Origin of the sequence: Celerinatantimonas sediminis, from assembly GCF_046054195.1 — a bacterium.
In the GTDB taxonomy this organism is placed as follows: Bacteria; Pseudomonadota; Gammaproteobacteria; order Enterobacterales; family Celerinatantimonadaceae; genus Celerinatantimonas.
Map to the genome: position 1 here is coordinate 272,001 of NZ_JBEQCS010000002.1, position 24,533 is coordinate 296,533.

Sequence of the window (24,533 nt, forward strand, 5' to 3'; positions counted from 1 at the left end):
ATTAAGACTCCGGTAAATCATAAAGTGCATCATCTTGAGACTCTGCAAACCGCTGATACACAGCATCCCCCACTTCTGCAGGCGATTGACCAGGCGCAGCAACCACCGTAATACCACCGACACTCACATGGCGAATATGCGAGACCTGTGTGGTTTTAGAAGCTTGCTGAATCGCTGCTTTTGCCCGTTGGGCACCATCGGTGACTGTCGGCACGGTCGGTGGGTTTATCGCTGTGGCCGTGGCTCCGGCCAACGTTCCCGCTAAAACCGTGGCAGGTATCTTCGATGTGCGGCGAACACTCGCCCCCACTTTAGGAAGCGCTGAAACAGGGGGCTGTGGTTTTTCTGGCGTCTGATTATCATCTTTGTCTTTCTTCTTCCAAAACTGCAGTTTTCCCACCCATGATTTCACCGTTCCCAGCGCTCCTTTAACCATGGCCAGTCCTTTTTGAAAAATACCGGTGATCCGCTCCCGGAGTTTCTCAAAGTACTGGGTCAAAGGTTGAAAGCTGGTTTGGACATCCGCCATCGGCGTCCAGCCAAACAGTGCTTTAACAACACGCCAGCCCACTTGAAAAACATGAACCACATGCGACCAAAAGCCACTGAAAAAACCGGAAATCCCGCCCCAGTTATCAATGATCAATCCCAGCGGCGACCAACCGAACACCCGCTTAGCCAGTGCCCAGAATTGGGAAAATCCCGAGGAAACCCCAGACCAGAGGCCACTAAAGTAGTCAGTCATCCCACCCCAAGCACCTTGAAGAGTAGCCATCGGTGACCAGCTGATAACCGATTGGATCACGCCAAAGGTTTTCGAAAATGCGCTCTCAAACCACTTTAAGGCGCCATGAAACCAGCCAACCACCGTGTCCCAGTGGCGATACAACTCAACACCGGCAAAGATCAGACCTCCGACAGCGGTAATGACCAACCCGATAGGATTCGCCTTCATCACCAGATTAAAAGCGGCCATAGCGCCTTTGGCGACGCCTAGCGCTTTAGCGGCTCCCCATAACCCTGTCACGAGGTTAAATAGGCCCAGAACCAGTTTGCCAGCTAACAGAGAGGCCATCGCAATTCCAACGGTCTGCCATCCCCCCATGATCTGGACGAGATGGTTGATAGTCTGACCCAAATGAAACATGGCCACCGCAGCATCTTTGGCCCCATAGACCAGGCTTTTAACAAAGCCGACCAGTTGGGTTTTATTGTTCTGCACAAAGGTCACGATCGAGCGATTCAACTGGTTTAAATCCCCGACCATCTCCCCGCCGACAATCCCGGAAATTTCTTGCCAGCCACTGCCCACAACCGTGCGTAAGTTTTTAAACGCATTGCCATAACGTGTTGCACCAGCAGCCCCCTGATTGGTCAGTAGGTTGAGTTTGGACTGCGTCTGCAGCAGTTCGTCCAGTCCTTTGTGGGTGCTACGAATATAGGTGATGACTTTGTTGGCTTCGCCCCCAAACAACATATCTGCGAGGCTGGCAGCTTGCTGCTGGTCTTTCACATGCTGCAGCCGTTTCATCACATATTCAAACTGCTGAGCGGCATCCATGCCCGCCATCATGTCCTTGGTGATCCCAAGTTTGCCGAACACATCAGACACGGTACTTTGTGAGCCAAGAGCTTTAAATTCACCGTATTTATTGCTCAGCTCTTCAATCATGTCCCCGATGTTTTCACCGGTGAGATCAGCTTGCTTGGCAATGGCATTCCATGCCTGAAACTGCTCGACACTCATGCTTTGCGAATGGGCCAGCCCCGCCATTGCCGCCGTTTCTTGGTTGGTGACACTCATCAGCCCGGTCAAGGCTGCGGCAGTTCCCCAAACCGTGCCAATCGTGGTTGCTCCCCACTTGGCGGCGCACTTAAACCCGGCCCCAATTCCTCGAACCTGCCCAAAGGCTTGCGCCCGTTCAGTGGCTTGCTCAATTTCTTGGCCGAGTGATTCATACCGGCGCGCCAGCAGCGAAACATCCGCGCCGGCTAACTTGCTGCGCTTGATTTGTGTGGCGAGCTTTTTTTGATCCCGTGTCAGCTCTTTTACCGTTTTGTTGGCAGTTCCCATCGATTTATTGAAGGTGCTACCTAATTTGGTAAATGAGCTGTCCACACTCCCGCCAAGTGTTACAACGGTTTTTAAGTTCTGGGTCAGCATTCGCTTGTCTCTTTGGGAAGTTTTTCAAGGAAGGAGATGAATTGCTCGCTTGGTAAATCCAGCAACGTATCAAGCTGCCAGCCAGTGTAATGGGCGAGAGTTAGGAGACCTTGGTCGATACTTTTTCGGTCGATCCCGAGTCCCGCTTTTGAAAACCCATAATGATTTGCTGCCCCGCTGCATAATCTGCCATATCCAGTTCATGGATCACGTTCTGGTCAACACCACTGAGCAAAGCCATCAGGGCTATTTCTTTGTCCGCATCCGCTTCGTTTTGTTTATCTGCAATCAAATTATCCCGCACTTTCGGGCGGCGAAATTCCAGCGCAGTATATTCTTTGTTGTTCACTGTCACTGGGAACTGCAGCGTTAAAACTTGATTTTCAATCGGATAAGCCATGGATAAATTCCTTTAAATTTTGCAATAAAAAAGGCTGCCGTAGCAGCCTGAATCATCAGTAACTATCTGGATGGATTAAGTCAGCATCATGGCGGCACGAATGCCTTCAAGGATGTCGACCCCACCAAACGAGCGGACATGGTTCACCGGATCAATTTCAATCAAATCCGCCCCGGCCCAGCTCATTTTGTAGTAGTTCAGTTTCATGGTGACTTTCATCGCTTTATCACGCTGCGACCCATTGTCCTGCGTGTCTCGCTCAATTTTAGTCACCAGCCCACGCATAGCTTCAACACATTCAAATGTCGACCCGGAGGCATCGGTAAACACCGAACGCACCGAGAGCGAGGTGTTGGTGCCGGTCTGAAAACCAAACAATGGCATAATGGTGCGATCTAACCCGAAAATAGAAACCGAGGTTTCCATCGGATTCATCCCATCATCCACCGGGATCGGCATATCCATATCCCCGGCGGTAAAGTCCACCGTTTTCACTTCCAGAACAGGCGGCGTGTAGTCCTTACAGTTCCCGGCTTTGCCGACACCATCGACCCACACGGCCCAGCTTTTTAACAGATGATCTGCTGCCATTAGTCAAATACCTCTTCGATATAGTCCCCATTAAGGCGACTGCGGAAAATAATGTGCTCGGCTGGGAAGGGTGGCTCGAAGTCAAAATCGAAATACGCCAGTCCCTGTTTTACCGTGGATGATGAGTTGAGACCTTTGTCGGCCCAGCACTTACCATCGTAAATAGCGCCCTCTGCTTTTAACTGGCGCAGGTAGTCATTGACGCCTTCGGCAACCTCATCAAAATAGGTTTTGGTCAGGTTGCGATCGACCGCCCAGAGATGATTGCTCTGGATGGAATCATTAATCATGTCGGCGGTACGCACGGTCTGCTCAAACATCCAGTTAGTATCTGTCGAGCAGTTCCGGTTTCCCCAGTAACGAAAGCCATCCTGTTGGATCACGGTGCTGACATGATTTTCATTGAGCATATTGGCGGTGGTATCCGGGTCATCCAGTGCCCAATCCACCGCCTGAGCAGTGCCCACAATACCGTAAATTTCCTGATTGGACTTCGACCACCACGCCCCTTTATCCGCATCAATTCGGGCACGTAATCCGGCAGCACGAGCCGACAAAGGCCGACTGACATTTTTAGCCAAATCATCATCAAATACGGTTACCCATGGCCACATCAGTTCACAGCGTTTGTCATACTTGCGCTGACGCTTAATGGCATCGGTATAACTGGCCGTCATTTCACAATCAAAGTACGCCACCGCTCGCAGGCGCGCTGCTTTGCTCTGCATTTCGGCGGCAACCGCATCATATTGGCTGAACTCAGGTGCAATTAAGATCCGAGGTTTATAACCGGTTTCGGTTTGGGCGGATAACCATGCGGTCATCCCTTTGATCACGTTGGCTTGTGTTTCGGCATCAGAACTTCCTTCGGCCACACGCACTACAATGACCAGCGCACCGGTTTGATCAAAGATGTCATCAAACGCTTTGTACAAAGTGCCTGACGTTCCCAGCTGATCGGCTTGTTGCTGACTGCCTGCCACCGCCACTGGGGTATTCAGTGGGAAGGGTTCATCGCTGCCCCCGCTGAGATAAGACTCAGTGTCATTCACCACAATCCCCTCGCCGGTGCCCAGCACCTCGACGGTCACCAGCGCGGCCGCATCAGCATTGTCCGCAATCGCAGCCTGAATTTCTGCTGCGGTTGAACTTAGCTCACCATCACCATCGGTGGCTAAATTGACGGTAATTTTCTGGCCAGTCACGGTAATGCTCAGCTCGGCATTGGCTTCACCAGGAGCGACCAAAGTTAGGCTGATAGCATTGCCACCGGCACCGGCCTCGATGGCAGTCAAGAGCAGGCCATCATTAATAACAGCACTGCCTTTTTGTAAACTGGCGGCAGTGGCACCGGTACTTTCCGGCGCAATGCCAACCAGCCCAATGACCGCTGTTTTGACGGTTTGAATGGAGCGAGAGCCACTATCTACTTCAATGACTTCCACACCGTGGAGAAATTGCGTCATAGCTAATTCCTGTTTTTTGGGTAATAAAAAACCCGCACGAGGCGGGTCATGATCCAGTGAAACAAATTATTTTCCGGTAAAATCACCGGGGGCTTCGGGCCATTGCACATCAAACGGAAAACCGTCTTGCTCTGGCACATTGCGCAGCGCAATGCGGTATTGTCGCCAGTCGCTGGCATCAGTGCCCGCATCTTCTAAACGGTTAATCTCGCGGCTCGTGCGGTCGGCTAATTCGTCACGCGTAGCGCGAACTTCATCGGCTTGAATTTGTTCTTGTTCCGCTGCGGTTGGCTCCAGTGCACTTTGATAAGCATCTTCATCTAATGCGGTGAATGACACCCCAAACTGAGTAGCCTTGGTATCAATCAATTCCTGACTCACATCATCCTCAAAGGCATACAATGCACCCGCTTCATCTTTAAAATATTGCATTAACATTCACTCCAAGCTCGAAGGGTACATCCGGATGCTGACACGCTATAACTCTCACCGGGAAGAACCACAAGAAAGACACTTTGATAAAACGTTTCACCGGACATTCCTCCACTCAGCTTAACTTCAGCAACGACAGTGCCATCAATGGCCCCTGTCATCAGCTGACCATACATCGTAGCGCTAAAGCTCACCGCAACAGAAACAAATAAAACATTGGATGAGCTATTGGTATAGGTTGTACTCAGTGCACGACCGCTAGCAACACGAGAACGATTCGATGCCTGACTATCCGCATAGCTTTTAGCGTTAGATAATATTTTTGCGTCCTGCGTATCTGCATAGTTTTTCGCACTGCTCAGGGCGCTGTTCGCTTTGCTAGTCGCATCCGATTTAGCACTGGCCAAGGTCGTTGCATCCTGCGTATCGGCATAGCTTTTGGCACTGCTCAGGGCACTGTTCGCTTTGGTGGTTGCATCCGACTTGGCACTGGCCAAGGTCGTTGCATCCTGTGTATCCGCATAACTTTTGGCACTACTTAGGGCACTGTCCGCTTTGCTGGTCGCATCCGATTTGGCACTGGCCAAGGTCGTTGCATCCTGCGTATCCGCATAACTTTTGGCACTGTTCAAGGCGCTGTTGGCTTTGCTGGTTGCATCGGATTGGGCGGCGGATAAGGTTGTGGCATCTTGGGTATCGGCATAACTCTTGGCACTGTTCAGGGCGCTGTTGGCTTTGCTGGTTGCATCGGATTTAGCACTGGCCAAGGTCGTTGCATCCTGGGTATCGGCATAACCTTTGGCGCTTTCAAGGGTGCTGGCGTCTTGCGTGTCGGCGTAGGTTTTAGCATCGGCCTGTGCCTGGTTGGCCTTTTTCGTGGCATCGGATTTAGCAGCGGTTTGATAGCTTTTATCCTGGGCATCGACATAGGCTTTTAAATCACTATCTTGCGCATCTGCGTAATCTTTGGCCTGTTGAAGCACATCAGCATCTTGCTGATCAACATATTCGCGAGTTGCCAAAACCACCGACGGATCAATTTTTAACTCAATCGATTCTGTTGCATTGATCTCTAAAACAATCCGGATGGTCTGTGTACGACCACTGCCCTCACTTAACAACGGTTTATAAGTTTCTGGGAAGTTTCCGACCGCAATCAAATCGCCATCAGAATCAAACAAGCCGACTTCTCGAATCGTGAATCCGCCCTCCTCGGCTGGGATCACTTGTTCACAAACAATCCAATTGGGATTATCGTCATCAGTGTTAACGGTATTCAAAGCTGCAATGCGAACTTGATTCACTAATGCCGTCTGACTCTGTGTTGGTGTGACAGCTGATCCATTGCCATCACCAACGGCAAGCTGGGCCAATGTAACGGTTGTTCCCAAAGCCGTAGCGTTTGCCAACTTTGAGGCCCCAACCGTCGTTAATAACGTGTAAAAATTACTCATATGGATAGATACTCACTGTGTCAATCGTATGATCAGCCCCGCCAAGGTATTCGTGACCGGACACGGTAATGGTTCCCGGAGCATATGGATAGATAGTGATGATTTCGCCATCGTAAGAGGTAGCACCGCAATAAATGAAGCTGTCGCTTTCCACCTGAATATCGAGACTTATCAGAGCAGCTCGCAACGGCTTGGCATCATTAATCAATTTAACCATCTGGGTGTACATGGCATCGGTGATACCGCTGTCTTTCACCCCAATCACTAGCTCAAAGGTATATGGATCGCCCCGCTCAGTCTTTTGGTACCACTCAATCACTTTGATCAAAAAGCCTAGTGGCTCAACGACTCGCCTGACGGCAGCTTTCGTGCCTTTATGTTGATGGATGAAATAAGCTGCATCGATAGCTGCTCGTTTTTCATCTTCACTCCAGTTTTCGTCCCATCGGTCAACCGAAAAGCTTTGGGCCAGATAGGGTAAAAAGGCACTGGGACAATCCGCAGGACTCCAAATACTTCGGATGGGAACCGGTAGCTCCGGGGTCATGGCATACACCATCGCTTTCTCAAGTGTGGTGGCATTGGGGGGTAGCAATTGATCAGCTGTCATCGACACCCCCGTTCGTGATGGTTTTGGCGGTACAATAGCTGGCCTGCTCTTTGGTCAGCACAAGATCATCGGTCGGGGCTGTTAAATCCACATACTGCACCCCGGATACACTCAATGCGGCAATGATGGCACTGCGACGAATATTGCGCCCCAATCGCTGCTGACTTTCAACGTAACTGGCCAGCGCATCGTTGGCAGCGCTCAAAATAGGTTCCTGCTCCGGGCCATCTTCCATGTATAACGTGGCCTCAATGCTGTAATTAATAATCTCAGCTGACTGCACCAGGACTTCATCGGTTAAGGGGCGCACATCTTCGGCACTTAATGCAGATTGAACGTTGGCAATTTGATCCGTATCGGCAGTGCCATCTCCGTTGAGTGAGAGTAGCGTCACCTGAACCTGCCCCGGCGAGGGCATGATGGCAGTAGCATCCGCCAGTGTAGCGTCAGCAGACAACGCATTGGAGATATACGCTTGCTCTGGCCCTGCCACGGACAGTCCCTCAAACGCCAGCAGAATACGCCGCCGAAAATCATCGTCAGATTCATACACTGCTGCCGTGGGTGGGATGGTGGTGTCATCCGCTTCGGTGAGCACCTGTCGTTCCACATCGTAACGGGCACCGATCTGGTCAAGATCACTGCCACTGGCCAATGCCAGCATCACCGCTTTGGCGGCTTCATTCACCCGCTGCCGATCCAGCACCCGAAAATAGGCCGCCACTTCAAACGCTTTGTAGATGGGATCGGATTCCAGCAATGCATCAAAATCAGAATTCTGGCTCTGGTAGCGATCCAGCATTTCCGCCAGTACAGTTTCATAGTCCAGCGATTCAATAAGATCGGGAGCCGGTAAGGCAGATAAATCAGAAATACTCATGACACTTGTATCCCTTCCATTGCAATGCTTTTCCCGTTCGGCAAATAAGTGCCGGTCAGTGATAGAACAAACTGCCCTTGAGTAGCCGAGGAAACCTCAACTTTTTGAACAGAGATCCGGGGTTCCCATGTTGACAGGGCATCCACCGTATCGTTGAAAATAGCCAGTCGGGTGTCCATAGTCATCGGGGCGTCCACATGCGAAAACAGATTGCTGCCATAGGTTCGGCGCATAACCCGCGAACCGATTGGCGTGGTTAAAATATCGATAATTGATTGCTTTAAGTGATCAATCCCACCGAGTGTTTTTCCGGTGGTTCGGTTCATGCCTTGCATAAATTCCCCAACTTATAAGATGGGCCATTGCCCCTGACTGGAACCAGACTGTACATCAGCTTTTGCATTGGCATTGATTTCATCAATAATCGCAATGGATAATGCTTTTGCCATCCGTCGAACCCATGAATATTGACCCGATTCATTCGCGCCGATATTTTTCATCTCTTCAACAATCCGATCTTCCAAACTACTTTTGTCTAGTGCCATCATTACTCCCCTGCAAACACAGTACTGGAACCATCCTCATGAGCATTGCCCGTAAATTGGCAAATATGTGCGGTGGTCACTACATTAGCCCCATTGTTTAATTTGATATTCGTGGCATTCACGTTCACATTTGCGGTCGTTTTAATATTGATATCGCCTCCATTGACCGTCACGCTTAGCTCATGTGTGGCACGACTGTACATAATGACTGTGCCATCAGCATATTTAGTAACATGTTCATCGGCAGAGGTGCTGGGCGGTGGGCTTTGGCTGTCCAGCATGGCCGGAAGAACCACACCGGCACTGAGCTCACCACTTTCCGAAAAAATCAGGCATTGCTCGCCCACGCTGAGGGGTTCCCAGTCAGTACGGGATTGACTCGATGCGCGCCCTCCAATCCATGGTAACCATGTGGTGGTTGCATTGGTGGCATACTCCACCCGAACGCGGGGTGGCGTCTGGGTAAAATCGACACTCTGTATCCGCCCTTTGCGGATGAGGTTACTCAACCGCCGCTGAATATCCCGTAAAATCTGCTGCTCATCACTCATCACTTGGCTCCGGGATCACTTGCTGGTAATCGTCCTGATGGCCACTGCCAATATCCGGACTCAGTCCCACCAGAACGGTGGTTGGGGTGATGCCATCAAACGCAAACAGACTCTGACCAAAATCAACGGTGTGTTTATAACGAACCTCCCAGACCGCGTATTCATCCAATTCGGGATCAAATGCATACGGCTGCGCACTGGTAAACTGCGCCGGTCGAAAATTCATATTTAATAAACTGTCTGAAATGACGCTGGTCACCGCAGCAGCGGCATTGCGCACAGTTCGTTGATACACCTCTGACTCCAGACCAATCACGACCAGGATCTGGACATCGAGGCTCACACTGGTTTGGCCATTGTGTTCCCCATCGTCCGGAACGTCCCAGCCATCGATATTGATAAAGGCACAAGGGGTCGCCAAAGGGTCGGTTTTCTCCGGATAATCTCCGGCGGACTGAAGCCAAGAACACTGCTCGGTCAGATAACTGGCCAGTGTGTCACAGTAGGCATCCAAGGGGGATTTTTGCTCGCTCATAAGTCTGCCCGCATTGCAATTCGACCCCGCAGGTCGGTGGTGTAATGGTGTAAAAAAATGGTCGGCAACTGCTCGAAAATCTCATCCTCAATTTTGATTTGCATCGCATCATTGACCGGCACCTGTTCCTCTTTAACCGGGAATCGCCTCCGACCGGTACGCTGATACACCGAACGCGGCCCATGAAGCCGGGCCACAAACCCCTGATCCCAGTGTTGCGTTCCCAATCGGCTGGCCGCCGGGATAAAACTGGCCCCTTTGGGATGTTTCTTCGTGCCCTGACGTTTCACCCGACCTTTTAGCCGACTCACCGGCAGGTCATTGAGTCCGTACCAAAGTCGCAATGAACCAAGGTCTTTGCCCTCGCCTTTGGCTTTAAAACTTTTGAGCCGTTGCCGCAGTGTTTTGAGTTTGCGCACTTGCAGCTCATCTTTGAGTAACTTGGCACTCATGGATTTCAGCGTGATGGCCGTGCGGTTAAGTGCCCGGTTATAGGCTTTTATCATGTCGGTTGTGGTCGCATCCAATGACTGCCGGATGGCTTCGAGCTCATCGGCATCAATATTGAATAACAGGCTCTGATTGGGAATTGGCATGGTAAGGCTTCAATATAAATCGACTCATGGATGAATCACTGGCATCCGGATTCATCACTGTAAAGGTCTGGGTGGAACCATCACGCTGTTCAATTTGCAGCAGCGTTCGTCGTTGAATGCCTGTGGCATCCGCGCTTAAAATGCAGACTGTATAATCAGCACTTTGCACCTGCCCACCGTGCGGCACTTTGATAATGCTTGAGGGGGCATCAAAGATCCCCAGCACCGGGGTCTCGGCCCCATCGATATAGACCGAGACATTGGCGAATGTCGTCATCAATTGATGGTCAGCGCTGCTGAGTGCTGCATCAAAATCAAACTCATTCATCGGTGTACACGCCCAGTTTTTCAGCCACCAATGCCTGCGCTTTGTTCGCAGGAATGGTGTGCACATCATCCCCGCCTTTGAGCACAACCGCCTGACCATTGATGCGTAATTCCACATTCACCCCGGCATGCACCCGAACGCTGCGAGTCTGTGCCGTTGCACTTACCGATGCCGAGGTTTTATCAGTAGCCGTTTGCGATGCCGTATTGGCAGTGGACTGTGCCGCAGTAGTTGCTGTGCTTTGTGCCGTTCCCGCATCAGCTGGCAGTATCGCTTCCAGTCCGGCAATGGCTTCTTCCAGTTCAGCATTGGTCTGGGTTGTATCCACTTGGTCATAAGTCACCCCGGCGTTATCCAGCGCTGTTTCCAGTGCTTCAATTTGGGCAATCAGTTCTTTTTTTGTTGATGACATCAGAGGTCTCCATTCCTCATTGCGACTTAAGTCGCAATGGGAAACGTTCGGTTAATGAGAAAGGTTAAACACGCGCATAACAGGCTTCATCAGCATCCATCAGCACCGGGATGGGCGCGGACTGTGTCTGCAGCCATTCCACGCTGGGATTTTTCGTGAACCAGTTATCTGGCCAGCGAGTGGCTTCGGCAAAGCCACTGGCATTGGCTTCCACATCCTGAATGGCGCCATAAGCCATATAGAGTTCAATGTCTGGGTTTAGGACCAGAACGCCATTGGTATCAAAGTAGAGTTGCTTGTTACCGTCTTCATCATCGTAGGCACCGTTGTAGACAAAGATGTCAAACTCACCCACCGAAGCGACCCACTTAAATGCCGCATTATTCAGTGCGCCCAGTTCCCCATGGGATGATGAGCCACGCCGGGTGTCCATCAGGTCTTTCACGCACTTAAATTTGCGGAACCAGTTCCACGCATCGCGGCCCATGTAAATTTCTGAGGCCACGTTATTGCAGCGACTGGCCCAGTCTTCGACATTCTCAATTGGGGCGGTCGATGTCTCGGTGTTCAAGGCCGACCATTTGTCGTCTCCGGATAACGTCACGTTATTCTCAGCGCTACGGCCAAAATCAACCTGCTGGGCAGCGTAATCTTCGCCCTCCAAGGTCACGGCACCGGTCTTGAGGATTTCACAGACCATCCACTCTTCTCGCCGGTCACAAGCTGCATCCTGCTCATTGAGAATATCCGCACGAATGGCATTTAACCGGGCTGCCGGAGAAAGTTCTCCGTTCAGGGCTTCGCCCGGTTGTCGTTTCAGCAAGCGGTTGGAGGTAACATTGTCGGTGGGTTTAATGTAGGCCGGTTTAATGGACGTGAGGGTGCCGCCCTGTTGTTTCTGCGGTTTACCGCCCACCATCGGGCTAACCAGTGGTGCCAGCTTGTGGCCTTTTTTAATCTTATCAAACGCCACTTCTTCGGTTTTAAAGGTGATGTCACCTTTGACTAACCGACGGCGCAGCGCCGGGACATACTGCGGTGGGAGCACTTGTTTCAAGGCAATCAATACCGCAGTACTAATCGGGGTACGGGTCATAAAAACTCCAGATATAAAAAAAGAGCCAGATGGCTCTTAATAAGCGAAGGGGGTAAAACTTAGCGAGCGCGAGGGGATTGAGTCGCAATCGGAGTACCGGCAAAGAGTCCGGCTTTTACGATGTCGGTCATCTCATCCGGCCATGCCACAAAATCCGGGTCAATCGTGATGGATTTAATCGCATGGTGCACCACAGCACCGGCAGAGGCATCCACCGCAAATGATGCAAGGAACTGGGCCGCTGTATCCGTGGCCAGTGCAACCTTATACTGACCGAGTTCTGCATCGAGTACCAGGGGCGCATATTGGGCCACGCTCTCGCCCTCTGCGATGGTAATATCAACATGCTCAATCGGCCCATCACCACTGATGGGTTGATCATAGTTGTAGGTTTCAATCGTCATGGATCACCTGTTACTGTTTCAGTTGAAAGCCAGTGGCCGCCGCAAAATCGCGAGCCATTGCGTTGGCCTGTGCATTAGGGGTCTGAGCATCCGCTTCCGGGACTTCATCTTCATCGGATGCAATCTCCGGATGCTGCTCGGTGGCCATTGCTTGCAAAAAGGCATCGCTGCCTGCTTTGGAAGGTTGAGGCGTGGGTTGTTCAGGGGCTGATGCGGCCAAAATGGCCTGTGCCTCCGTTGCACTCAGACTGGTTTGATACGCCAAATGGGAGGCAAGTCCCGGATTGGCTTTTGCAGCATCACTTTTCATGATGTCACCAATCCGCTGACGTTCGGCCTGAGCAGCCTGCTCAGCAGTTGGTTGTGGCTCAGCCACTGGGGTCGCATGTTCAGTTTCCGTAGGTATTGCGGCAGCTGACAAATTGACCTCGGGTTTGGTTTCTTTACTCATAGATTGACCTGACAGGTTAATGGTGTGTGAGGATTGCTCCAGATATTCGGCAAACTCAGCCAGAACATCGTTACTGCTGACCACGGCATCAGCCAGCCCGATATCGACAGCATCGCTGCCGGTATAGCACTGTGCTTGCGTTGCCAGAATGGCATCGGTGCTTAATCCGGTGCCTCGCGCAACAACCGTTGCAAAGGTTTGTCGGGTTTTCTCGCAGGACGCTTCCAGTTCAGCTTGCGTCTCTTTGCTCAGTGCCTCATAGGGGTTGCCATCCACTTTATGCGCACCGGCATGGATGAGGGTCACTTTAATCCCCATCTCATCCAATGCCCCGGAGACATCCACATGCCCAATCAACACCCCGATGGACCCCATGCCACCGCTTTGGGTCACCAGTCGACGGCTTCCCTGACTGTGTAACCATTCGCCTGCGGAATAGCTCATATCATCGCTCATCGTCCAGAGAGGCTTCACCTGTGCTATCGCATGAATGAGATCCCCGGTATCTGGACAGCCAAACACGCTGCCCCCCGGCGTATGAAATGGCATATAAACGCCTTTCACATCCGTATCATCACGGGCGAAGGCCAGTTTGCGGCGGATAACGTCATACCCGGTTGCATAGCTGGTGCTATACCCCAAGTTATGCATCAATGTGCCCCGAACTGGGATCACTGCGATGCCGCCATCCATCAGCTGATAAGGCTTATACTGCGAGTCCTGAGACAATCCTGTGAGAAGGGCCATTTCTTGTGGCCCGAGGTGCTGTTTTTGCTCACTCTTGGGCAAGGGCATCAGCATCGATGCACTTTGCCGGGCATCAATCAGCACCGGTTGTAAATTAAATTGATCCAGTATTGGATGCATGACTGCTCCCATTGTTGGTCGTGGCGTTTTCCGGGGTGGATTCATCCGGGGCCAGAGTGCTGGCCTGTACCCAGCTCGGTGGCGGTAAACCTTTCTCTTGGCGGATTTTGCGCTCGCGCATTTGCTGCTCAAAGACTTCGATATAATCTTCACCCAGCTTGGCCAGCTCTTTTTCATAGGTGGAGAGGCCGGATTCAATCAACAGAATCGACTCTTTCACCTCCTTGATCCCGTCAATCGACAGCCGCCCGGCACCAATCCAGTTGCACCGACATAACGCGCTACGCTCTTGCCAGAAATTAATCTGATGCGGCAATTCGATGTCGCCCATAGCCACGGCTTCTTCAAACCAGAGTGAGAAAATCAGGGTGGCAAACCGTCCAGCAATGAACTTGCGATCCCCCATAAAGTAGCGGTAGCTTTCATTCAGGGCCGCTCGGGCACTGGAAAAATTACTGTTCTGAAAGTTATGGGTCAGCTGTTCAAACGAACAGCCAATGCCTGCGGCCAGATATTGTAAAATTGAAGTTTCCAACTGACTGAACCCATTGTCAGCATTGGCCGGACGTTGCAGGTTCAGGCTTTCCCCCGGCATCAGGTGCGGAATGCGCACCCCATTCATCCGGATATTAGCCCCGCGATTGTATTGATTCACGGAAGCCAACCAGCCCCAGAGATTTTTCTGCATGTCCTCGCCACCGGTCATAAACTCGAACGCCTGTTGCGAATCCAGTTCAGACTCAATGGTTGCCGCATACATGGCATTCACCACCGCATTTTGCAGCTTGGTCTGTTGCAACTTATCGAGCATGTGCATTTGGCTCATCACCGACATCAGGGCATTGGTGCCCCGGCTCTGGCCATCGTCTCGCGGGTCAAACACATGAATAAACTGCGTGCGGCCCCAGCGGGTTTCTTTGGGAATGTATTTAAACCCGCTGCCAATAAAGTTCATCGGCAATAGGTTGTCGTTCGGATTGGCCACATAATAGCCCAGCGCCTCACCATGCCGACCGTGTTTAATACCACCGCGAATTGTGCGATCAAAGGTGGTCACGCCATCTGGGTTGCGGACTCGTTTGGGCGATACCATTTTGATGGCCGTGCGATAGCGACCAAATGGTTTTTTTATCCATTCAGCTGCAGCCATCGCATCACCGTAATTAAAGTGCTGCGACACACTGGCGCGCACTAACTGGGTAAAGGTGCGTTTGCGTTCGGCGTCAATGTAACAACGGGGATCATCGGCAAATTCTGACCAGAGTGATTCCACCTGCCGCTTGATATCCATGAACTGATCCTCAGTCCATCCCAAGCGCCGCCATTTTGGCTGCCAGTTCAGTTTGAAATGATTGCCGACAATGTTATCCAGATGCAGTCGCATCCCACCAGCAGCATAGCCGTGGTTTCGAACCAAGTCATCGGCACGCGCATGGCTGAGATCTAACACCGGCAACTGGGCCATGTCCTCAGTCATCAGACCGGGAATCCATTCAGACAGCTGGCCACCAAATCCGGCACCGCCACTCTCATAACCGCCCTGGTCCATACCGTTATATCCTTGCATCTGACGAATAGGAACACCGCTCGGATGTAGTATCTGTTTGACTTCGCTCATTACATCACTCCTGCTGGCGGTCGCCGTCTACTTTGCCCAACCGTGGCTTCCAGCCGGGTAATTTCAGAACGCAGCAATTGAGCATCCGCAGGGGTATATTCCACCCGGCGGCCATCCTTTTGAATCACTTTGGCCGACAGTCCCATCACTAATTGCTGATAGGCGCGTCTGTACTGGGCTAGTAACTCTTGGTCGGTCATGAATTTGCTCCGGCACCCAACGCCTCCAGATCAATTGAATCGGTGGCATGAGTGGTGGTTAATGGGGTAAGTTTGTAGCCGAATCGGCTCATCGATATTCGCAGCGCAGCCAAGGCATACACCAAACAGTCAGTGGCTTCATTGCGTCGGCCTTCATTGTCCCAACGCAACACAGTTTTGCCGTTCACCGATTTTTCAATCAGTCGCTCTGCCGTTAATTGCTGACAGACAATCTCATCACAAATGCCATCATCCAACGGCAAATGCACAATGCCTGTCTCTTGGTTGGCGACCAGGCGCTGCAGTTTCATATTCAGTAAATCTTTGGCGGTATCTGTCCCGATTTCGGTGTGATACACGCCTTTTTTATTCCGTTTAATCGGGAAATTCGCCACCGGTTTGCCGTAAACGTTGGCCCCTTTAATGGGGATCACCCGAAACAGGCCGTGCTTTTTACTCCGATTATTCACGATATCAGGGTCAATCCCGCCGGTATCCCAACACCATCGGGAAACGTTCAGGATAGTGCCATCTGCCTTTTGGTAGGCGGCTTGAATGGCGTCATCGACAAGGGCCAATGTTTCCTCATCATCATAGGCACCCATGCAAATCACCCGGTCAACGAGCCAAGGTTCTTCACCTTCGCTCCAGCCCCACACATAGCACTCGTAACGGTTGCGCTGGCTATCAATGCCGCCAGTCAGGCAAAGCACATCATCTGGGACTTGTGCCGAGTATTTCGTCCGGCGAGCAAGTAGAACCTCATGATCCAGTTTGTCACCGCTGTTGTCTTCATAATCCAGCCCGAGCACGGTATTGATAAACGCCCGTTCATTGGCAGGTTTCCCTTCTGCTCGGAGCCATTCATCAACAATTTCACCCCAGCCATCAAGGTTCAGGGAATAGAGCGCATTAATTTCAATACCCAGTGCTTTGGGGGCTGGGGTTGCTTCGTTCTCAGCATTGAAAAAATGAATGCCGTCTCTCGTCCAAGTGAAGTCCTCCGCCATCCAGCGGCCTTGTTCCTCCATCTTGGTCAGATCGGCATAATGAAAACACTGGCCACATTCCGGATTCTGGCAACGATAAAAAGCCGAACGAGCTTTGCGCTCAATCGTCTGCGCAGACTCATTCCAAAGCAGCCCATGCGCTAAAAATTCGCCGTCCTGAAATCCAAATTCCAGCACTTGCTCAGTCCCACAATGAGGGCATGGCAAATAAAACCGAAACACCAGATCACAGTCAGCCAGAATATTGGCAATGTGCGAGTTGCCGGTCACGGTGGGCGTTGTTCCAAAAATCGCTTTGGGGAAGGACGCGCCTTTAATTCGTTGCATGGCGAGTTTGACCGGGTTGCCCTCACCTTTGCCCTTTTTCCCAACTTCTAAGGGCCATGCATTTACTTCATCACCGATCACCACCTGTTTAGTTAATCGGCGGAAGTTTCCCGGAGAGGTCGCCCCGCGAAAATCCAGCGTGGAGCCAACCATCACCTTTTTTGAGACTTTGTTATTTTCGCTTTTGACGTTCCAATCCGGGAAAATACGTTGGATAATCGGCATTTCTGCAATCGGTGCATCCACTTCATCCACAACAAATGCATCAGATTCATCATCCACCGGCTGATAAAAAACAGTGGAGCGTTTCTTATGCTCGGCCAGATAAAGCATGGCCGCCACAACCATTTTGGTGTACCCCAACCGGGCTGATTTTTTGATGGCCATCAGCTTAATCGCATCGTTGGTCATCATATTCAGCAATGCCACCTGCAGGGGTTGAGTGACCCACTGCCCGGCAATTTGGGAACTGCCCTCTGGCAAACGGAAATACTTATCCGCCCATTCGACTCCCGTCATCGGGATCGTTGCCTTCAATGGTTTCAAGGCTTGCGAAACCGCTCTCAATATCGCTGTCTTCGTAGGATGAGAGATCTGGTTTAATGTCTGCAAGTTCATTCAATGCCATAGCTAATTCACGTTTGAGGAGTGCGATTTGGTCATGTGTCATATCTGGGCATGTCATTTTCAACTTTGGGAGCCACGAATCGACACGGGTTCTCAGACTTAAAGCCACCAGCGAAATGGTTTCTGTGAGGATACTTATAGGAGCATATTCTTTTTCTAAAACCAGACGTTTTATTCGACTTAGTTTTATGCGCTCTTCTCGCTCATCATTTTTTAACTGCAGTTCACGCTTTTTCAGTTCAATTTCATTGAGGGTTTCCGGTTTTGGTTCCTGCGGTATTTCCACTGATTTATAGCTAATATAGCGATGAACACATTCAAGTGGATCAATGCCCCCTCGTCCCTTTGCTTTCGGCAGCACGCCTAGGCTTTGCAGGTTTCTCACTTGTCTATCAGACAGGTTCAAAAGCTCCGAAATTTGCTTTTGAGCGAACTTCAAATCTGGGTTAAAAAGTGGCTGATTCATGCGGAAACCGGAAACCCCAAAAAACGAAAAAAATTTGAAAATGAGCGGTTTTGTGCGAGGTTACAACCCCGTAACGCTTCAAATAGCGCCAAAGAACCTATTTTTGACCTGTTTTTCACAAAGTTCGCATAAAATACACCCCAAAAAAAAGCGGGGCGAACCCCGCAAACATCGGACAATGTGTTCAGTTTTTGTAGCGTTATTTAAGTCTTATTCCTGCGACCTCTTAATCGTGGGACCACAAAGTTATAAATCACAATGGTGGTCACAATCAGGGTCACGATATCCCCGGCCTGAAAATGAAACTGGCCATGGATGAGTTGATCAAATGATGCGGATAACAATGACTTTGCAAAGCCACTGTTTTGCACACTCTGAGACAATGCAATCCCGGAGGATACATTTGAAACAATTTGGCTCACTGGGCTTGTGTGGCTTGCCATTGTCTTAAACTCCGTTTATCTGCATTGCAGCGCTGAAGGGCCGCACGTAAATCAATCCCGTAATGCACTAAGTCATAGTTCACTGCTGGAATGGTTAGTTCCTTCGGTTCATTGGTGGGCTGGATATATTCCTGCGGTGGCAGAACTTTGTCGTGCTGTGTCCTGACGATCACCTTTTGAACGGATGGAAGAGCCGAGCAAGCGGATAACAGCATCGGGAACACGAGCAATAGACCACGATTTAACTTTGTCATTTGTTTTTCTCAGTCCTTCAAGTTTGTCCGAAAGCTCAGCTAATTGAGTACGCTGCAGAGCCAGTTCATTGTTCCTCTGGAGCAATATCTGTTCGCGGCGTTTAATTTCTTGTTTAAGGGCGTGGTTATCCGCCTCTGAAGACGATAACGACCCGGCCAGCTCATTTCGGTTTGTCGTGAGTGTTTGAATATCTTTGTGGGCCGAGGTCAAATCAGAATGTAATCCACCAATGCGCCATTGCTGAAAGCCAACAAATAGCGCCAGGCCAAAGCAGGCCCAGATAGCAAATTTACTCACGGGATATATCCTCATAAATCTGACGGATTTTAGGCACATAATTCAGTGTTTCAGTGGGGTCTTTCATCACATCAGGCAGACACGCCATAATGGGTTGATACCCGGATGGGTCACCGCAAACCTTTTGCGCCTTCAATATCCACCCACACCCCACGTTGTAGCAGGCCAAAGCAAGGTTATAACGGTCCGTCTCTGATCGTGGCCAGCGCCAAACATAACGCAGCTTAGCCATGTAATAAGCTCCGGCAGGAATTGCCAAACGCACATCCGTGGGCTCACCATGGAACCCCAGCGCTTTGGCCGTTTCATCCCAGGTCTGCGGCATAAATTGCGCAATTCCTCTTGCACCCACAGCGCTTTGAGCATCTGGGTTTAACGAAGATTCCTGGATTAATTGTGCTTTATAGAGCAGCCATGGCTCATAGGGAAGATAATGACGGGCGGCTTTTTTAATACGCCAATCGTAAACTTTACGCCATGCCGATTGCGAAGGCGATGAACACAGCAAGGCAGCGCAGGCCAAAATACAGACCCATAGCGATCTGGTGGTATTTATCATCAACACGTCTCGACCATTGGTAAAATGTCAGGTGGCTACTGCGGTCAAAAAATCGCAACGTAAACCAAGCCAATAAAACCACAGTGCAGGAACGAACAAGACTCACCACGAAACTCACAAATGATGTAAAAATAGGGCTTTGATGAAAAAGCCAAACAAAGCCAATGATGGCGACAATACCGATGCTAATTCCCAACCAAACCAGCGTTTCTCTAGAGCCAAAGAACTTGGCCCACTTCGATAACAATTTCATAGATTCACCAAATTTCAGATATAAAAAAGCCCGTAAATCGAAATCTACAGGCTTTTGGTCGTACTCATCAGCAGGTTAGAGAAACAATGCGTGGAACATTCACAAATTGCAATACACTAAAAACAAAAAAGCAGCCTAAAAATAGCTGCCTTCAAAAATCATCAGAATAAATATTAACGTTTGGCTTTTGCCATCACTTCTTGCTGTGATTTGATCGAAGCATCAATAATTCGAGCATACACAGCTTTCCGTTCTTGAACCGAACTGTATTTAAAAAATCTAGAAAAACTCGATAGTTTTTTAACTTCAGAAGAAGTCGTGTTTGCTTTGGACATTAACACTCCAAGGATTTGACGGACATCCTGTATTGCTTACGGATATAACCACATACGGTTTCAATATTCAGCAATGCATCTGTTGCAGTTTGTTTGAGCCTCTCAATAACAGAATTCACACTGTTCTGATAATCACGACTATATGCAGAAGCACTTATGCCTATACTGCGAGCGATTTCTGAGTTAGAGATAACGAATTGAGTGTCATTAATTTCTCGACGACTTTTAAGAATGATAACATCCACCAGCAGAGAAATGCGTCTAACTTGCTTTAGACTGTTGCCCCAATCTGGATGAAGCGTTAGCAAACTACGATAAACAAATTGAGAGGTTCGCTCTAAGTATTTGCCCTGGGCATCATCGGGCGCAAACATAACCATGCCGATATCAAGCTGGCTTTTAGGTAACGCTAAAACAGCATGTTTAACTTTTGCTAACTCGCCTTGCATAACATCCCAAGTTATACCGCTATTTCCATCACCAGAACGAGAACGAATGGAACAAAAAGCATCATGCCAGGCTTCGATGGGATTATTCAACATTCATCACCTACTCATTAACTTAAAACATTGTAGATGATATGAACGGACCAGAAACAAGCAACAATATTATCTAAAGTGAATAAATGACAGGGAATAATCGGTCTTTGTTTTATTGACAGTAATCACAATTATAATAAGAAACCATATGTATTCTGTCTAGAATAAACAATTGGAGAAATATTAAACAAATATTGAATATGGAGATCATGTAAATGGCAAGATGCACCGCACCAGTAAAAGGCCATCGTTCGGCAGCTGCAGCAGCGGCATGTCCTGTTTGTCGATATAAAAACAGCCGTTATAGCAATAGCAGTTACACCTCTAGTTACGCCTCTTATGGTAACAGCAGATACAACGGCACCACAAACTTAACGAATCGTTCTAGTGGTACATCTCAACCTCGTTGGTCGAAACCAGGCTCATCTGTATTTTATACTTCGGCACAAATTCAATCACTCAATCCGATTCGGGAAACAGTTGAAGCCAGAGCAGCAGAACAACCTGATCTTCGAGATATTTTTCTTTGCCATGCTTGGGATGACCGAGCTGGTCCAGCAAAAGAACTACATGACTTACTTGAAGCAGCAGGAGTAAAAGTTTGGTTCAGTGAAAAAGATTTAGCTCTTGGCGTACCTATGATGAGAGCAATTGATAAAGGTTTGAGAAATTCTCGAGTAGGGCTCGTTTTAGTAACCCCCGCAATGTTAAACCGACTTCCTAAAGAGGGGGTTGCAGATAAAGAACTTTCTGCACTTTTAGCTGGAAACCAGCTAGTGCCAGTAGTCCATAACACAACATACGAGGAATTACGTAATATTAGTCCTTTACTTGCATCAAGAAGTGGTTTGGATACTTCAGAAGATTCAATGGAAATAGTTGCTAAAAAAATCGCAGAATTAGTTACTATCTAATATAGGTTGTTAGAATCTCCTTTAATAAAAAGCATAAAGTAACAATTATTTTTTAACCAAAATAAAATGCGTTAGTGCGAAATCTCTAACGTATTTTATCTATTAAATCACAGCTAATTAAAGACACCCAGCTCACATGCTTTCATCAACGTTCTAAACACATACTCAATCTGGGATGAATGTTGTTTCTCCCATGCTTGCCACCCAATCTGATGCAAGTTCATATGTTCATCATGGCTTAATGGGAATGTGAATAAATCATGAGTCTTTGTCCCCATAGCGCTTACGCCATGCCCAATAAGGTGATGCGCTTCAACGCCTTCAGATTTACCTGTAATCACACACGGTAGCGAACGAACAAACTGCAGGTACTTTTCACTTTGAAAACGCTGTGCTTTAGGCTTCACCATAAACATCGCTGGTGGCTCAGGCTCAACAGTTAAGTTTATGGGTTTTACATGGCGGGCAAGAATATCTGTAGGCATTGGAACCATCTGATTATGAATCGATGGCAGAGGAACTTGATTAAACTCAGCCACCAGCATCTCTGGAAGCAAATCAGCAACATGATTGATAACAGCCCAACTCACAACATGATCGATATCTATCTGTTTACTGTGCCGATGGCTTGCAATAGTCTGTAGCCCAAAACGAAGTAGCCAGTTCACATGCGATAATCGATCATCTAAATCATGGTGCCAACATCGTGGCGAACAATATGGATAATTACCATGTATCACAATACCCCCCACACAGCCGCCCTCTTGCTCGAATTCACAAGATTGGCGTAACAACCATTTACGAAAATCACCTAACAGATGTAAAACCTGAGGATTAGCAAAAAAATCGGTCAATTCCTTTTGATACTTGTGCCACCAGCGAGCAGTCTGCTGAGCAAAGCTCACCCCATCAGATTGATGATCAAGAGCAGGACTCAAACAGACCCGACTTAAGTCGATTAGATTGATATGGCTCCAATAATCTTGTAATGGAATGATTAAAGCTTTTAATTCTCTTTGAATAATTGCATTTACTACTAGTTTCAATTTATTCTCCCTGTTTTTCAGAGAAATCTAATGTGTAAAATGAAACAAGCAACTTGATTTAAGACAATCGAGAATATCGGTTTAATAAAAAATAACTAATAATATATATTCATATTCTTTTTATTTTAGACACGAATAAAAAAGTTACTAATAATAAATAATTAACCATTATTTAAATTGTAAATAAATAAGAAATCACAGCTGTAAGCCTTATTATAAAATCTCACACAAATCGAAGGAATGATTAATAATGAGAAATATTATCTGCTGCTGTGATGGTACATGGAACAGTTTAGAACAAGAAACTGACGAGATGTTATCTCCAACAAACGTTGTCCGAATCTATAATGCAATAGCTCCTACTACTGAACAATTAAAATACTATCATCCAGGAGTCGGCACAGGTCATGGCCTAGCCAATAAGCTACTGGGTGGTGGGTTAGGTGAAGGATTAAACAAAGATATAAAAAGTGCCTATCACTTTCTTTGTGATAATTATAAAGAAGGAGATAAGATATATCTTTATGGATTTAGTAGAGGAGCTTATACGGTTAGAAGCTTAGCTGGATTTATTACGGAGTGTGGACTTCTGAAAACAGAAGGACTGAGCGAAAAAGATATATGGGAAAAGATAGATAAAGCATTCTCATTAGGTTATAGAGGAAAAAAAGATAAAGATAAATGGAGCGAACTCGATGAATTCACCTCTGATATTAAAATTTTCTTTATTGGTGTTTGGGATACAGTTGGAGCTTTGGGAATTCCAGATGAAATAGGCATTTTAAAACTTTTCGATGAACCTAAGAAATACTATTTTTATGACACAAAAATAAGCACCAATATTATACATGCTAGACAAGCATTATCTATTGATGAAAAACGTAAAACCTTTCAACCCACCCTGTGGGACGAAAACAAAACAGAACAAGACGAAGTAGACCTAGTTCAAAGATGGTTTCCGGGAGTTCACTCAGATGTCGGAGGAGGATATCCCGAAACTGGACTATCCGATGGTGCTCTCAAATGGATGATAGACGAAACCCCAGATGATTTAATTTTTGATCACAAAATGCTCGAGCAAATACACCCATGTAGTCAAGCACCGAAACATGACTCATGCAATGGTGTATTTAAACTCTTAGAAACAAGACCTAGAAGTATTCCGAACTTTACAACCGAACAAAATAAATATGATCAATCGGCTATAGAACGACATGATTTTCCCCCCATTTCAGATGCACCATACCATCTAGATAGAAAAATAGATGCAAAAGGTACATCTATAAATATATATGCAGATCAACAATGGAATGAGACAGGCATATGGTTAGAAGAAGGTAAACACTATGCGTTTAGTGCCAAGGGAACATGGAAAGATGGCGATGTAGTCTGTGATGCAAGTGGAGATAGTGATGATAAGTTTCATCCTTCAGAAATATTCCACCTCGCAATGTCAGCTGTTGGGAAATTTGAACCCTTACTAAAAAAAATAGAAAAAAATCCATCTGCCAATATATCGGGCACTAAAAGAGATGAAAATGCTCCATGGTTTAGCTTAATTGGCTCAGTAGCTTCTAACTTAACATCTCCTAGTGATCCCCATGCACTAGGGCAACATGAAACGTTCTATATTGGAAAAGGACTTGATAATTTCACACCTCAAAAATCAGGGTACTTATATGCATATGCAAATGATGCCTGGAAATTCTATTTCAATAATCATGGAAGCGTGACTCTTGTAGTAACAAAAGTAGAATAATAATGAATGGCGCATTTGGTAGAGACTAGATGCGCTCTTTTACTACATCAAAATCAGCCTATTAGACTTAAAGTATCGGATCAATTACCTAGACAAGGAGTTC

At 48.2% G+C, this 24,533-nt stretch carries 32 protein-coding genes; 2 read left to right on the forward strand and 30 right to left on the reverse strand.

Annotation, left to right across the window (positions count from 1 at the left end):
- Position 1: 1 nt before the first annotated feature.
- The 29 genes from ABTQ23_RS03780 to ABTQ23_RS03915 all read right to left on the reverse strand — a co-directional run bounded on the left by ABTQ23_RS03780 (position 2) and on the right by ABTQ23_RS03915 (position 20,714).
- Positions 2–2,164 carry a phage tail tape measure protein gene (locus ABTQ23_RS03780; protein ID WP_408614299.1) on the reverse strand — a complete coding sequence of 721 codons (2,163 nt, stop codon included), beginning with the start codon at positions 2,162–2,164 and terminating at the stop codon, positions 2–4.
- Positions 2,165–2,264: 100 nt separating this feature from the next.
- Positions 2,265–2,564: a phage tail assembly protein gene (locus tag ABTQ23_RS03785; protein WP_408614300.1), complete on the reverse strand. Its 300-nt coding sequence runs from the start codon at positions 2,562–2,564 to the stop codon at positions 2,265–2,267.
- Positions 2,565–2,639: 75 nt separating this feature from the next.
- A complete protein-coding gene (locus ABTQ23_RS03790) occupies positions 2,640–3,155 on the reverse strand; it encodes a phage major tail tube protein (protein ID WP_408614301.1) in 516 nt (171 codons plus the stop codon).
- The gene (locus ABTQ23_RS03795) at positions 3,155–4,621 is read right to left on the reverse strand and encodes a phage tail sheath subtilisin-like domain-containing protein (RefSeq protein WP_408614302.1); all 1,467 of its coding nucleotides are present in this window, start codon (positions 4,619–4,621) and stop codon (positions 3,155–3,157) included. The genes ABTQ23_RS03790 and ABTQ23_RS03795 overlap by 1 nt, the downstream gene beginning before the upstream one ends.
- 66 nt (positions 4,622–4,687) lie before the next feature.
- Entirely contained in the window at positions 4,688–5,053 is a 366-nt protein-coding gene (locus tag ABTQ23_RS03800; RefSeq protein ID WP_408614303.1) for a phage tail assembly chaperone, read from the reverse strand.
- Positions 5,053–6,507 carry a phage tail-collar fiber domain-containing protein gene (locus tag ABTQ23_RS03805; protein ID WP_408614304.1) on the reverse strand — a complete coding sequence of 485 codons (1,455 nt, stop codon included), beginning with the start codon at positions 6,505–6,507 and terminating at the stop codon, positions 5,053–5,055. The genes ABTQ23_RS03800 and ABTQ23_RS03805 overlap by 1 nt, the downstream gene beginning before the upstream one ends.
- A complete protein-coding gene (locus ABTQ23_RS03810) occupies positions 6,500–7,117 on the reverse strand; it encodes a phage tail protein I (RefSeq protein ID WP_408614305.1) in 618 nt (205 codons plus the stop codon). Before ABTQ23_RS03810 ends, ABTQ23_RS03805 begins: the two co-directional genes overlap by 8 nt.
- A complete protein-coding gene (locus ABTQ23_RS03815; RefSeq protein ID WP_408614306.1) occupies positions 7,107–7,997 on the reverse strand; it encodes a baseplate assembly protein in 891 nt (296 codons plus the stop codon). The genes ABTQ23_RS03810 and ABTQ23_RS03815 overlap by 11 nt, the downstream gene beginning before the upstream one ends.
- Positions 7,994–8,323, reverse strand: coding sequence for a GPW/gp25 family protein (locus tag ABTQ23_RS03820; protein ID WP_408614307.1), 330 nt, complete (start codon positions 8,321–8,323; stop codon positions 7,994–7,996). The genes ABTQ23_RS03815 and ABTQ23_RS03820 overlap by 4 nt, the downstream gene beginning before the upstream one ends.
- A gap of 21 nt (positions 8,324–8,344) precedes the next feature.
- Complete coding sequence (locus ABTQ23_RS03825; protein WP_408614308.1) at positions 8,345–8,545, reverse strand: hypothetical protein; 201 nt, start codon at positions 8,543–8,545, stop codon at positions 8,345–8,347.
- Complete coding sequence (locus ABTQ23_RS03830; RefSeq protein ID WP_408614309.1) at positions 8,545–9,093, reverse strand: phage baseplate assembly protein V; 549 nt, start codon at positions 9,091–9,093, stop codon at positions 8,545–8,547. The genes ABTQ23_RS03825 and ABTQ23_RS03830 overlap by 1 nt, the downstream gene beginning before the upstream one ends.
- The gene (locus ABTQ23_RS03835) at positions 9,086–9,607 is read right to left on the reverse strand and encodes a hypothetical protein (protein ID WP_408614310.1); all 522 of its coding nucleotides are present in this window, start codon (positions 9,605–9,607) and stop codon (positions 9,086–9,088) included. Before ABTQ23_RS03835 ends, ABTQ23_RS03830 begins: the two co-directional genes overlap by 8 nt.
- Before the next feature lie 17 nt (positions 9,608–9,624).
- Positions 9,625–10,224 carry a phage tail protein gene (locus tag ABTQ23_RS03840; RefSeq protein WP_408614311.1) on the reverse strand — a complete coding sequence of 200 codons (600 nt, stop codon included), beginning with the start codon at positions 10,222–10,224 and terminating at the stop codon, positions 9,625–9,627.
- Entirely contained in the window at positions 10,187–10,552 is a 366-nt protein-coding gene (locus ABTQ23_RS03845; protein ID WP_408614312.1) for a head-tail joining protein, read from the reverse strand. Before ABTQ23_RS03845 ends, ABTQ23_RS03840 begins: the two co-directional genes overlap by 38 nt.
- Positions 10,545–10,964: a hypothetical protein gene (locus ABTQ23_RS03850; protein ID WP_408614313.1), complete on the reverse strand. Its 420-nt coding sequence runs from the start codon at positions 10,962–10,964 to the stop codon at positions 10,545–10,547. The genes ABTQ23_RS03845 and ABTQ23_RS03850 overlap by 8 nt, the downstream gene beginning before the upstream one ends.
- Before the next feature lie 64 nt (positions 10,965–11,028).
- Entirely contained in the window at positions 11,029–12,060 is a 1,032-nt protein-coding gene (locus ABTQ23_RS03855; protein WP_408614314.1) for a major capsid protein, read from the reverse strand.
- Positions 12,061–12,119: 59 nt separating this feature from the next.
- Positions 12,120–12,464 (reverse strand): hypothetical protein, encoded by a 345-nt coding sequence (locus ABTQ23_RS03860; RefSeq protein ID WP_408614315.1) that lies wholly within the window; start codon positions 12,462–12,464, stop codon positions 12,120–12,122.
- Positions 12,465–12,474: 10 nt separating this feature from the next.
- The gene (locus ABTQ23_RS03865) at positions 12,475–13,782 is read right to left on the reverse strand and encodes a S49 family peptidase (RefSeq protein WP_408614316.1); all 1,308 of its coding nucleotides are present in this window, start codon (positions 13,780–13,782) and stop codon (positions 12,475–12,477) included.
- Positions 13,757–15,400 carry a phage portal protein gene (locus ABTQ23_RS03870; protein WP_408614317.1) on the reverse strand — a complete coding sequence of 548 codons (1,644 nt, stop codon included), beginning with the start codon at positions 15,398–15,400 and terminating at the stop codon, positions 13,757–13,759. The genes ABTQ23_RS03865 and ABTQ23_RS03870 overlap by 26 nt, the downstream gene beginning before the upstream one ends.
- Positions 15,400–15,600, reverse strand: coding sequence for a gpW family head-tail joining protein (gpW, locus tag ABTQ23_RS03875; RefSeq protein WP_408614318.1), 201 nt, complete (start codon positions 15,598–15,600; stop codon positions 15,400–15,402). Before gpW ends, ABTQ23_RS03870 begins: the two co-directional genes overlap by 1 nt.
- On the reverse strand, positions 15,597–17,456 hold the full coding sequence (locus tag ABTQ23_RS03880; protein WP_408614319.1) for a phage terminase large subunit family protein: 1,860 nt from the start codon (positions 17,454–17,456) through the stop codon (positions 15,597–15,599). Before ABTQ23_RS03880 ends, gpW begins: the two co-directional genes overlap by 4 nt.
- A complete protein-coding gene (locus tag ABTQ23_RS03885; protein ID WP_408614320.1) occupies positions 17,431–18,030 on the reverse strand; it encodes a hypothetical protein in 600 nt (199 codons plus the stop codon). Before ABTQ23_RS03885 ends, ABTQ23_RS03880 begins: the two co-directional genes overlap by 26 nt.
- 203 nt (positions 18,031–18,233) lie before the next feature.
- A complete protein-coding gene (locus tag ABTQ23_RS03890) occupies positions 18,234–18,473 on the reverse strand; it encodes a hypothetical protein (RefSeq protein WP_408614321.1) in 240 nt (79 codons plus the stop codon).
- Entirely contained in the window at positions 18,449–18,688 is a 240-nt protein-coding gene (lysC, locus tag ABTQ23_RS21135; RefSeq protein ID WP_498038933.1) for an Rz1-like lysis system protein LysC, read from the reverse strand. Before lysC ends, ABTQ23_RS03890 begins: the two co-directional genes overlap by 25 nt.
- Entirely contained in the window at positions 18,582–19,025 is a 444-nt protein-coding gene (locus ABTQ23_RS03895; protein WP_408614322.1) for a hypothetical protein, read from the reverse strand. The genes lysC and ABTQ23_RS03895 overlap by 107 nt, the downstream gene beginning before the upstream one ends.
- Positions 19,018–19,548: a transglycosylase SLT domain-containing protein gene (locus ABTQ23_RS03900; RefSeq protein WP_408614323.1), complete on the reverse strand. Its 531-nt coding sequence runs from the start codon at positions 19,546–19,548 to the stop codon at positions 19,018–19,020. Before ABTQ23_RS03900 ends, ABTQ23_RS03895 begins: the two co-directional genes overlap by 8 nt.
- Entirely contained in the window at positions 19,496–19,837 is a 342-nt protein-coding gene (locus tag ABTQ23_RS03905; RefSeq protein WP_408614324.1) for a hypothetical protein, read from the reverse strand. The genes ABTQ23_RS03900 and ABTQ23_RS03905 overlap by 53 nt, the downstream gene beginning before the upstream one ends.
- A 173-nt stretch (positions 19,838–20,010) precedes the next feature.
- Positions 20,011–20,172: a hypothetical protein gene (locus ABTQ23_RS03910; protein ID WP_408614325.1), complete on the reverse strand. Its 162-nt coding sequence runs from the start codon at positions 20,170–20,172 to the stop codon at positions 20,011–20,013.
- Positions 20,172–20,714 (reverse strand): hypothetical protein, encoded by a 543-nt coding sequence (locus ABTQ23_RS03915; RefSeq protein ID WP_408614326.1) that lies wholly within the window; start codon positions 20,712–20,714, stop codon positions 20,172–20,174. Before ABTQ23_RS03915 ends, ABTQ23_RS03910 begins: the two co-directional genes overlap by 1 nt.
- Before the next feature lie 212 nt (positions 20,715–20,926).
- Here ABTQ23_RS03915 and ABTQ23_RS03920 point away from each other — a divergent pair, with 212 nt between their 5' ends.
- Positions 20,927–21,625: a toll/interleukin-1 receptor domain-containing protein gene (locus tag ABTQ23_RS03920; protein WP_408614327.1), complete on the forward strand. Its 699-nt coding sequence runs from the start codon at positions 20,927–20,929 to the stop codon at positions 21,623–21,625.
- A 113-nt stretch (positions 21,626–21,738) separates the two neighbouring features.
- On the opposite strand, the gene ABTQ23_RS03925 is transcribed toward ABTQ23_RS03920, so the two are convergent.
- On the reverse strand, positions 21,739–22,671 hold the full coding sequence (locus ABTQ23_RS03925) for a DUF968 domain-containing protein (protein WP_408614328.1): 933 nt from the start codon (positions 22,669–22,671) through the stop codon (positions 21,739–21,741).
- Positions 22,672–22,921: 250 nt separating this feature from the next.
- On the opposite strand from ABTQ23_RS03925, the gene ABTQ23_RS03930 reads away from it, so the two are divergent.
- Entirely contained in the window at positions 22,922–24,430 is a 1,509-nt protein-coding gene (locus tag ABTQ23_RS03930; protein WP_408614329.1) for a T6SS phospholipase effector Tle1-like catalytic domain-containing protein, read from the forward strand.
- The last annotated feature ends 103 nt before the right edge of the window (positions 24,431–24,533 follow it).